Genomic DNA, 11,832 nt, shown 5'->3' with positions numbered 1-11,832 from the left:
GCTTAAGATCGACTCATAAGTTTGGTTATATTAATCTCAAAAACAGAGCACGGAATAAAAATACCAAAATTATTTAAAACATATGGTGAAATTTCGCCAAAACTCCCTATATTAAAGCCCTCAATTAAAATATCCGCTCCCCTACCATTAATATAAAAAGTGGTTTTTGATTCTATTAAATCAATCTCAATATTTAAATAATAAAAAAGCGTTGCAACAATTGAATTAATTTCATTAAAAGAAATTTCTTTGCCAGACATTAAAAAAGCTAAATTAGTAAAAGTACTTGTTCCTTCAATAATGTTTGGATTCTTTAAAGCCACCTTGCCAACTTCAAAAATTTTATGTGGATAAGGAAAATTAGAACTAACGCTTTCTGATTTTAATAAATTAGGAATTATTGACGCCCTAATATATTCATAATTCTCTGTCATTGGATTAGATACTTTTAAAAAATTTTGATCATCAATATTCATTCTGTCAATAAAATCTTTCTTAGAGCCCATATAATTATAAATCATCTCTTGAAATCCCATACCCACCATTAAATTTCTAACATTTCTTAAAAACTCTTCTAAAGGACTAAGCCTTCCCACTGCAAAAGCCTTGGGAAGTTCTGGATTAAAACTTGAAAGACCTTCACCTATCATTACATCTTCAATTACATCAACCTCATGAAGAAAGTCGTTTCTATAGAAAGGTGGAATAATATAGTTTTTTAAATCTCTAGAATAAACATTTACTCCCATTTTTTTTAAATTAAGGCAAATACGCTCTAATGTTAAATTGCTTCCCAACAGTCTATTAATATTTTTAACATTAAACTCCACTTCTTCTTGAAAATAATAAGGACATACTAATTCTTTAAAATCTAAACCAAAAGGCTCTCTAAACACAGTTTTTACGGGCAAAATTTCAAAACCCATATCATAAAAATCACAGGCTGCTATAGATAACGCCAACAAAGTTGCTTCAAAATCAATACCTGTAACCTCAACAAACAAATCAGTATCGCCAACTTTTAAAGATCCAATATTGTTAGAATTAATTATTGGAGGATAAGAGACTACGTTATCATTATCATCTAATAATAACGGATACTTATCAAAATTTTTAATAATATGTGAATATTCCAATCCTTTGGGATGTTTTTCATTTATTTCCAAAAGAGAAAGCTCACAATCCATTCCCAAAGGAACAAACTTATGATTAGGAGATGCAGCAACATAACTTATTGGAAATTTAATAAAATTGGAATTATACATCCCCATTGCAATTCTTCTTCTCTTTTGTCCATAATTTTGACAAAGTTTTTCTTGAAATTGAATTAATGTTTCAAGCATTCTATCATCAATAATTAATCCTTTTGCTAAAAATCCAAAAATAAACGGTCTGATTTGAGACATTTTGCCATCCACTAAAATTTCACCGTAAAACCTTTTAAAATCTCCCTTTTTTGAAAAAAAATCATAATAAGGCATTTCTCCAAAAAAATACGTTTTTATCTGACGAGCAAGTCCTAAATAAGACCACAAATCTGGCCTATTTGTATCATTAAATTCTATTTTAATTTTTCCTGAATTTTCATCAAACCCATCAAATTCTGCCTTAAATGGTTCAAGTAATTCTGAAATCTCTAAATTTGTAAAATTTTTTCCTATTTTATCTAAAAAAAGATTTTTATAAATTTCTACCTTTGGCATCTATCTTTCCTCGTCTTAAAACAACATCACCAATATCATAAGTAAATAGATCTCTCAAATCATTTAGACCTAAGTGCATTAAAGCCATTCTATCTATTCCAATCCCCCAAGCAATAACGGGCAGATCAATACCCAAAGGCTTTGTAACTTCCGGCCTAAAAATTCCACTTCCTCCAAGTTCAAACCAGCCAAGAACAGGATGTTTTACATGTATTTCAATCGAAGGTTCAGTAAAGGGGAAATATGCAGGGACATATTTAACTTCTGTAGCACCCGCAAGTTCTTTGGCAAAAATTTCAAGAAGGCCCAGTAAAGTTTTAATGCTAGCATTATCCTCAATAACAATCCCTTCAGTTTGATAAAAATCCACTCCGTGAGTTGCATCTACCTGATCATATCTAAAACATCTAATAACTCCAAAATATCTGCCGGGGCTCTTGGCATTAATTAATTGTTTTGCAGAAAGAACGGTACCATGGGTTATTAAAACCAATCTCTTAGAAAGATCTTCGCTAAAACTATATCTCCAGCCCCTTGAACCTGTTGAATATCCTGTTTCGTGGGCTAATTTTACATTAGAAAAATAAGGTTCGGGTAAAGATTCTTGCATACTGGGATCTGAAATGTAATAAACATCCTTAATATCACGAGAAGGATGAAATTGGGGCATAAAAAGAGCATCGTTGTTAAAAAATTCTGTTTCTACCAAAGGACCATCAAACTCTTGAAAACCAAGACCTACTAATTTGTCTTTGATTTTTAAAATATAATCTAAATAAGAATTGGTACGCCCAATAAAAGTTCTAGCTGGTGGAATATGAATATTGTAAGCTCTAAATTTTTTATTCTCATATGTTTTATTTTTTAAAATTTCGGAAGTAAGCTTAGTAAGCTCATCTCCAGTTAATTTGCTTTTCATTAAAAAATCTTTAACTTCTAATCCAAAACTAGATAATCTAAACTTTAAATTAAGTTTTTCTATTATTTTAAAAAATACAGAATCTGATCCTTTTTTCTTAGCAAAATTTGATATTAATAAAAGCTCTTCGGTTGTCAAACTTTCTCTAAGAAGATCGCTACTTTTTGCTCTTTTTAACAAAACACGTATTTTATTATAATTAGCCTCTATGCCGTCTAAACAATTTACAATAATCTGTTTATTTAAATCAAGAGAAAGAATGCCCTCTTTTAATAAATTACCAAAGGCTTTTCTCACTTCCTTAACATCAATACCAAGCTCTAAGGCTAAATTTGAAGCAAGCACTGCCTTTTGAGATACTAGATTTATTATTTTTTCTTCAATAAATCCATCTCTTAAAGCACCAAGACCCCTTTCTGTTGCTTTATAAAATACATTTAATTTTCTATAAATCTCTTCAATAATCCCTTTAGAATTTAACCATTCAATTGTTTTATTTGCTTGACCCTCATTAAACCCCAATTTTTCAATAATAATTGAAGCAGAAATATCATCCTCTTCTTTATTGTTTACAATTACTTTAATCTCAAGAGGATGCAATGTTTTTATTAAATTTAAATCTAACTTCATAAATATAACCTTTAATCATCCTTATTGCTTATACCAAGCTCTAAAATAAGCTCAACTTCCCCAATAGACAATTTGGTAGCTCTAGAAATTTCTTCAGCACTCCATCCCTGCCTCATTAATTTTATTACAGAATTCCTAACAGTTTCATTATTAAGACCAACATTATCTTGATATTTAGAATCAGTTTTAACAAGAATGCCAAGAGTTTTTATTCTCTCTTCTGCTGCAATATTTAAATTCTCCAACCTTGTCTCAGATTTCACCACCTTCTCTCTCATAATCAAAGTATTTTTCAACTTATTTTCAATATCTAATAGCATTTCCTTTAAATTCTGAGCATTAATCAACACTTCTTCTGATAGCCCTTTGTTTAATAAGAGGCTTGAAACAACATTTTCCATATCCTTGAGATTGTCTTGAAACTTAGCGCTCTCTTTGCTTAAATTATTAAATCTTTTCTCCACTTCATTTATTAAATCAAAATTTTTATCAATAGACTCTATAGTACTCTTTAATATACTCTCTTTATTGCTAATTCTTTCATAATTATCAAGAATAGTTCTCTGCTCGCCAGCTATCTCTTTTATTTTAGCTTTATAAATTTGCATTTCATCATAAGATTCAATTAAACTCTTATATCTACTATCAAATGAAGAGTAAAATTCAAAAAATCTATTAAAATCATTCTTAATAGATTTAATTGATTCTTGTTCTAACTTTAACTCATTAAAAGTTTCAATAATGCCTACTGTTTCTTTTTGAATATTATAGAATTCTTCGTTAACGTTTTCAAAATTATTTTTATATTCCTGAGCAAGATCTATTTCATTTTTTAAAGTTTTCCATAATTTTTCCAACTTGTCCTTAAGAGAATAAGCCTCCAGAAATATTGAATTATTTTTTTCAAGCTCAGCATCCAATTTTTTAAAATTTTCAATTTGATTCTCAATTTGGAAATTTATTCTATCATAACTGGATTCAAATTCTGCTCTCAAATCAGATTTATATTCAATTAAATTCTCTTTAATCTCACTAATAAATTTATTAAATTGAATATCACAATTTAATATTTTAGATTCAAGTTCTAAAATATTGGTATCAACTTCTTTTAATAATTCTTTATGATTTTTCTTAAATTCAACCTCAAATTTATCAATTTGTTCTTGCAAGCCACTCTTTATGGTTTCAATCTCTGATGTTGAATGTTTTAAACTTTTTTTAAGCTCATCCTCAAGTAAATCAAAATCCGATTTTATAGACTTAGAAAACGAATTATATTCATTCTCAATTGATGTCTCAATATTATTTCTGTATAAATTAATTCTTTCAGAAAATTCTGAAATATTTTTATTCATTAATTCAATTTGCCCTTCAAAACTTTCTTTATCACTAGAAATTACATCAACTATTTCTCGCCTTACTTTATCAAGATTAGAAGACAAAGTTGTAAATTCATGCTCTAATTTCTGATTAAGCTCAAAAATCTTATCTTCAAGATCCTTTTGCTGAGTTAAAAATTTAACTTCTGCTTGAATTAAAATGTCCTCGGTTTTCTTATTAACCTTTTCATCTATCTTTTCTACTTTAAAATCAACAAATTTTTCAAGATCTAAAACCTTAAGATTTAATGACTCACCAATATTTTTAAAATCAAGATGAACCGATTGTTCAATTTTTTTAGCCTCGTTTTGCAAATTGCTAAAAATCTCTTCAGCCTTAATCTCAAAACCATCTTTAAAAGATTCTAAACCAATCTTAACATTAAAAATATCATCCTCAAATGATTTAATTCCAAGCTCAGCAAGATTTATTCTCTTCTCTATTGTGCTATAAGATTTTTCTTGCCAATTTTTTACATCATCTTTAATATTCAAAAACCAAGAATCAATAATACTTTGCTTATTATTTACAAAATCAACAAACTCATCTACTTTCCCTGTAATATTGGTTTCCATTAAAGCTATCTCACTCTGCATATCTTTTTTTTTAGAAGAAAATTCTTTAGTAAAATCCAAATAAAAATTCTCTTTATCATCTTTCATTTTCTGTTCAATATCTAATCGAAAACTTTGAATAAGTTCTGATTTGTCTTCCAAATTTTTAGACAAATCATATTCTAAATTTTGAATTTTATCATTATATGAGGCAATAAAGTTTTCCAAAGAATATTTAAGCTCTTCACCTCTAATTTTTAAATCTTTAAAAAAGTCTTCTTCTAATAGTTTAAGATGTGATGAAACATTATGATAAGACTCTTCTTTTAATCTAATAACATCCTTTTCAATATTATTTAAATCAGATTCAAGATTTTTAAGATTTTTCAGTTGAGATTCAAGTTCAAAAATCATCTCTTTATTAGAACTCTTAAACTCTTCACTTAAAGTTGCAATATAAGAATCTAATCTCTCTGAAAACTCATCGTACATATCGGTATACTTTTTCTCAAGCCCATCATATTGACTTAAAGCTAAATTATCAATGGCTTTAATTTTGTTGTCAATTTTATTCTCTAAATTTAATTGACCTTCATTACACCTCTCTTCAAGTTCAATGTACTTAAGATTAAAATCATTGGTTATTTTATCAACACACCCACTCACTTTATCATTCAAATTTTTTTCTATGCTATCAAAAGCACTCTCAATCGATTTTAAAGAATCAATTCTCTTTTGAATTTCATTTTCATACTTTAAAATGTCATCATCAATCAAGGTGTTTGCCTTTTTTATACAAGCCTCAAAATGATTTTTTATATTCTCTTCAACATTTGCTTTAATCTCTCCAAATTGAGAATTTATAACGCCGTAACAATTTTTAATTTTATCTTGCAATTCTTTTTCAAATTCTAAAATATCTTTTGATCTTTGCTCTATTATCTCAAAATTATGATCCATTTCAGAAATCTTAATTTGCAAATTTTCATCATTGCTTGTAAGTGTTTTATAGATTTCATCTCTAATTTTTGAAATAGCTCCCTCACTTTCAATTAAAAATGTAGAATATCTCTCTTCAAAATTACTCTCAATAAGTTTAAATCTCTCCTTATAAAGATCGTTCAAAAACTCAGACTTATTTTCAATATTATTTTTAAGCTCATTTGTTATCTCCCCAAATCTCTCTTTTGCTTGCATAATATCACTATCAATCATTCTTCTATAATCAATTGCTTCTTCTAATCTAGATTTATAATACTGTTCGATCTCTTTAATAAGCTCGTTAATTTTTGCTTCTCCATCATCTGTTAAATCTTTAACTTTCAATTCAAATTTTTCAACTTGATATTTTGACACATCAAAAGATTCCTTAAGTTTTTGAAGATTTTCATCCATACCTTTACTAAGACTGTCTATTCTATCTGTCAATCTTCTACTTAGATTTTCAATCTCATGCATTATTTCGTTTTCAAGTTTACTAGAAATATTCTCTGAATACCCCCTATAATTAGATATCACTTCATTGTATTTTCCATTAATTTCTTTGTTTATATCGTTAAACTTTACACTAAGAGAATCAAGGGTAATATCTATATTGGCTTGAAAAGAAGCAATGTCGGTTCTTTTATCTTGCAACAAACTATCAACCTCTTTAACAAATTCCTCTGAATTATTTAAAACTGAAACAAATTTCTTTGATAAATTTTCTTCAAGTTCTCTAGTCTCTTTATTAAAATGGTTCATTATGTCTTGCAAAAGCTCATCAGAATATATAGCGCCTTGATTTCTAAACTCATCTATTTTCTCAAGGTAATAACTCTCAAGACTTTCTATAGAAAACTTAAGCTCTTTAATTTTTGTAGTAACCTCAGAATCTATTAAATCCAGATCAACTTTACCTGAAGACAATAAATTTTCAATTTTAACGGTTATTTCATTTAATTTACTTTGCCAATCACTAAGCTTACTATCTACTTCATTGTTAATTGAATCCTTCCTGTTTAAAATATCTTTAGAAATTCTATCTAAAAAATCATCAATTTGCTTTTGATTGTCCGATTTTATATTAGAGACAATTTGTAGTTTTGATTCAATAAATTCATTAAGATCAGACTTAAAATTATTTAAAATATCTTCTGATTCAATCTTGAAATCTTTTAATTTATAATCACATTCTTCAATCTTGCTTATGACAAGATTATTTTTATCATCAAATTTTTTATTCAAATCTTCAAGCATAAATACGCTTTTATCTTTAATTATTTCTGTTTGCCTATTAATAAACTCTTTAATTCCTAATATAGCCTCATCACTTTGTGAATATGACATATCTTTTAATTCTTTGTATTTTTCTATCACTAAACTCTCAATATCGCCTGTTTTTAATAAAACATATTCCATTCTGTCATTAACATCTTTTTCTAAATTTTCTATTTTTAAAGTAGCAGATGAAAGTAGCTCTTCACTAGAAATCTTAATATCAAGCAAAGATTTATTTAAAGAAATAAGTTCATCTTTCCAACTGCCATGCATATCAATAGCTTTTTTTTGAATATGATCTGAAAGATCATTAAAAACGCTCTCACTAAGCTCTATTCCTTTTTCTTTTTGAATCTGAATCAAACTTAAAAATTCTTCATTTGTTTTATTTATTTGAGATTCAATATTTTTTAAATTAGAATCCATTTCACCTTGCCACTTTGAATATTGAAGCTTACTTTCTTCTAGTTGAGTAACAAAAACATTGACCTCATTGTAATAACGATCCTTAAACTCCACTATATTTTTGCTAATTTCATCTTTAATATTAATTAAACTGGCATTAAAATCTTCCTTTAAAGTCTCCTGGGTTTTTTCAAACATATTATTAAAAGATTCAATTTCATTTTCTAATTTTTTGTTTAAATCTTGAAATTCTTGATAACTGTTGATCGCCTCTTGAGAGAGTGTCTTAAATTTCTCGCCATAAATTAAAGAAAACTCATTCATTTCTGCCGTTAATTTATCTGTAACGCTCTTGTATTTAGATTCCATTTTATCTTCAAATTTAGAGCTACTAGAATCCAAAGATTCAAAAAGAGTTGTATACTTAGCATTTATACTATCAATTAAACTTGAATAATTATTATTAAACCTACCATTAATTTCTTCAAAATTAGAAATCAAATTATCATTAAGCTTAATAAGCTTGTCTTGAATATTTGAATCAACATCTAAGAGTTGAGATTCTAACTGCATTTTAAGCTGATTAATATCGCCCTTAAAACTTTCACTAAATACTTCAATATCTGCCCCAAATTTGCCTTTAAATTCAAGATATATTCCATTAGAATCATCTTCAAGCCTCTTTATTAAATCAATAACACCTACCCGAACACTTTCCATTTTAGAATTCAAATCTAACAAACTAAGCTCTACCCTTTCCCTAATGTTATTATCAACTTGACTTATTTTATCTTCATAATCCTCATAAATATTTTTAAGATTCAACTCCACTTGAGATCTAAATTTATCAAAAACATCATCAACTTGCTCCTCATACTTTCCCATCTCTATTCGCATTGCCTCCTCAAGCGAATTAATTCTTGAATAAACATCATCTTTGAAAGAAGAACTCATAGAAGAAATTTCATTGTCCACCAAAACCAATTTATTCTCAAGCTTATCTTTAATTTCCTTAGAACGATCATCAACATATGCAAAGATATCCTTAAATTTATTTTGTAATTCTTCATTTAGCCTATTTAAAATAAAATCTTCTTTTTCATTAATTTTATTCTTTACACTCTCCATAATAAGTTCTATAGAATTTTCTATTAACTTATATTTGTTTTCATAAAAATTAAAAGAACTTTCAATTTCTTTGCTATATTTGCCAATATTAAATTCGACCTTTTCAAGAAAATCGTTGAATTCTAAATCTAATTTCTCATTACCCTTAACTAAAATGTCATTTTTTCTCTCTTCAATGTTTGCTAAATCTTTTTCATAAAGACTAATCTCTTTATTCAAATTATCCATTTTAAAAACAAGTTCCTTAATATTAGTATCAAACTTTTCCCAACTAGCAATTTTAATAGACTCGAGATTTTCTTTATTAGTCTTGTCAAATTTTTCTAACACTGAATTCAAATTTGATTCAACCGAATCAATTTGAGTATTAAATCCTTTTAAAGTTTTTGAAAGTTTATCTACTATTTTCCCATCAACTTGCAATCTTTGTATATTCTCTTGAACTTTAAAAGTCATTTCATCAAGATCCTTAAGCATAGAATCATGATAGGCTATCTTTTTTTCAACCTCTGCAAAATCATTGCTTTTATTTTTAATCTTTTGCTGAACTTCTTCAATCTTTTTTATTATTTCTATACTAGATCTTTGATAAGCCTCCATATCAACAGCAAGATCATTAATCTCTTTTGTCTTATCTTCAATAAAATCTTCAAGATTAACCTTTGTAAGATCAACGAACTTTTTAATTTTATCTAATGCTCTAGAACGCTTATCATATTGTCTATAAACAAATAAAACTATTGAAACCAAAAAAAGATTAACTAAAATAGTCGCAAAATCTATCATAAAATATTTTACCCATATTCTATATATTCAAACGTATATATTCTCTTAAGTCTTTATAATCATGAAAAATAAAATCAATCGTCCCCTTGTAATTTATATTTATATTCTTTTTTGAAAAAAAAGCCGCTTTCATTGAAACATTTCTAGCACCTAAAATGTCATATTCATAAGAATTCCCTACATACAAAATATTATTGCTACTTAAATTCAAATCCTCAATAACCTTTAAAAAAGGTGCTTTATGGGGCTTTAAATATCCAGTATCTTCTGAGGAATAAAGAATATCCCAAAAACTGTCATTAATGCCTAATAGATTTTTGACACGACCTAAAATAGGAAAATCTGACATTACACCCAATTTTATTCCCTTAAATTTAAGCCAATAGATTAAATCTTGAACTCCAAGATATGGCTTAAGTTTTTTAAACTTATCACTAAAACTCTGACTATAATATATTTTATTTAATAAAAAAGCACACCGATTCTCATCAAGATTTAAATGCTCAGAAAGCATTTTAACCTGGAGAGAAAAGAGTTCATCCCTATTTGAGGGTAAAAATTGATTGCTTTGTAAAATTCGTATTTTTTTCCTAATCTGTTTAAAAGCTAAAAAAAACTTAACATTGGTTAAAAATTCAAAAAACATTAATTTATTTCTATCTGCCTCAGGATACAAAGTACCATCTAAATCAAATACTACAGCTTTAATCATGATGATTGATTATTTGCCTTTATGGGTATAGGCACTATTGGTAAATTTCCAGGAACCTTAACTCTAACCAAATGAATATAAGATTTTGGATATCTTTTCTGGAGAGACTTGATTGAAGTTTCAGAATTAACCTCATTAACAGAAACCCTAAAAATCCTATTTTCATCAAGAAATGGGAGAAACAAAACAACATGCTTATGAAGCACCATGCTTGATAAATTGTTAACACCCGTGCTAATAGATCCTAAATAAATATATCCAGGCTCATCTAAAGCCAAACTATATAATAAAAACTCTAAATTTTCAATTTTATAACCACGATTGTCAATATAATCAAAAAACTTAATATTATTGACATCATTTTCCTTGATTTTAGATAAATTTAAATCTAAATTAATATTATTTATTCTATAAGCAATATTACGAATCCAATCAAGACCAAAAAAAGGATCCTTATTAAATTCTTGACTTCTAGTAAAACCACTACCTCTAACACCAATATGTCTAAGCTTAAGATCATCAATTTTTAAAAGTCGTCCTGTAATTGATTTATAAATCGAATCGGCCACCCATTTAACAAATCCTGAACAATTAAAACCCACAGGATCTTTTTGCAACAACCCAGTTTCTATATGCACCATTTTGCCATACTCATCCATTGCACCATCAACAACTTCGACAATGGGAAAAGATGTAAGAAATTTTCTTAAACTAATTACCATATTAGAAATATTTTTATAAATATCAAAATATTCGGGAATAAAATATCTAAAATCAATAACCTTGCCAATATAATTTATTATATTGGCAAGAGAAATTGCTGCAATTTCTTCAATCTTAAACGGCAATTTAATATCTTTATAAATTAAAGTATTTATTAAATAAAAATCAGCACTAGAAGAAAATTTTGCAGACTTTATTCTAATAAACGTATCCCCTCTGTTTATAAAAAATATTTTTATTTGCTCAATACCCTCTTTACCCACTTTAATCACATAAGATCCTGGAAAAATATAGCCTACATTCTTTTTTTTATTAAAAAAAGAATAATAAACATACTCAGAAGAAACTTCACTTGAAACTTCAATATAATAATCTTCTGTAATAAAATGTTTTATTGGATTTATTTTTTTTTGCAAATAACTTGAATTAAAATATTTTGAATATTTAGTCCTTACATCAAAATCATAAAAAAAACTTTCAAGAGCAAAAAGATTTAGACTCTTAAATATTAAGAATAAAAATATATATCTCACTTTAAATCTCTTATTTTTTCCTTTAATTCTACTAAAATTGGAATATTTTTATATCCAACTTTACGCAAATTATTTATTAAATAATTATAGTAAGAATTTG

The 11,832-nt window shown here is 27.1% G+C and carries 5 protein-coding genes; all 5 read right to left on the bottom strand.

From position 1 onward, the window contains the following. Positions 1 to 2 precede the first annotated feature (2 nt). From pheT to LRB30_RS01755, 5 genes are read right to left on the bottom strand one after another with little or no spacing between them, the layout of a single operon-like run. Positions 3 to 1,703, bottom strand: coding sequence for a phenylalanine--tRNA ligase subunit beta (pheT, locus tag LRB30_RS01775; protein WP_231014021.1), 1,701 nt, complete (start codon positions 1,701 to 1,703; stop codon positions 3 to 5). Then, positions 1,681 to 3,252: a phenylalanine--tRNA ligase subunit alpha gene (gene pheS, locus LRB30_RS01770; protein WP_231014024.1), complete on the bottom strand. Its 1,572-nt coding sequence runs from the start codon at positions 3,250 to 3,252 to the stop codon at positions 1,681 to 1,683. Before pheS ends, pheT begins: the two co-directional genes overlap by 23 nt. 11 nt (positions 3,253 to 3,263) lie before the next feature. Further along, positions 3,264 to 9,764 carry a SpiroCoCo family coiled-coil protein gene (locus LRB30_RS01765; protein WP_231018722.1) on the bottom strand — a complete coding sequence of 2,167 codons (6,501 nt, stop codon included), beginning with the start codon at positions 9,762 to 9,764 and terminating at the stop codon, positions 3,264 to 3,266. 19 nt (positions 9,765 to 9,783) lie between these two features. Then, the gene (locus LRB30_RS01760) at positions 9,784 to 10,476 is read right to left on the bottom strand and encodes an HAD family hydrolase (protein WP_231014027.1); all 693 of its coding nucleotides are present in this window, start codon (positions 10,474 to 10,476) and stop codon (positions 9,784 to 9,786) included. Further along, positions 10,473 to 11,732, bottom strand: coding sequence for a hypothetical protein (locus LRB30_RS01755; RefSeq protein WP_231014028.1), 1,260 nt, complete (start codon positions 11,730 to 11,732; stop codon positions 10,473 to 10,475). The genes LRB30_RS01760 and LRB30_RS01755 overlap by 4 nt, the downstream gene beginning before the upstream one ends. Positions 11,733 to 11,832 lie beyond the last annotated feature (100 nt).

It is taken from the genome of Borreliella americana (assembly GCF_021043605.1).
Classification (GTDB): Bacteria; Spirochaetota; Spirochaetia; order Borreliales; family Borreliaceae; genus Borreliella; species Borreliella americana.
Note: the sequence above shows the minus strand (reverse complement) of the source record. Positions and strands in the feature narration are given on the sequence as shown.

Bases quoted from the DNA above. Each gene is read 5' to 3' on its own strand.
- pheS (WP_231014024.1), bottom strand. From the start codon at position 3,252: ATGAAGTTAGATTTAAATTTAATAAAAACATTGCATCCTCTTGAGATT.
- pheT (WP_231014021.1), bottom strand. From the start codon at position 1,703: ATGCCAAAGGTAGAAATTTATAAAAATCTTTTTTTAGATAAAATAGGA.
- LRB30_RS01765 (WP_231018722.1), bottom strand. From the start codon at position 9,764: ATGATAGATTTTGCGACTATTTTAGTTAATCTTTTTTTGGTTTCAATA.
- LRB30_RS01760 (WP_231014027.1), bottom strand. From the start codon at position 10,476: ATGATTAAAGCTGTAGTATTTGATTTAGATGGTACTTTGTATCCTGAG.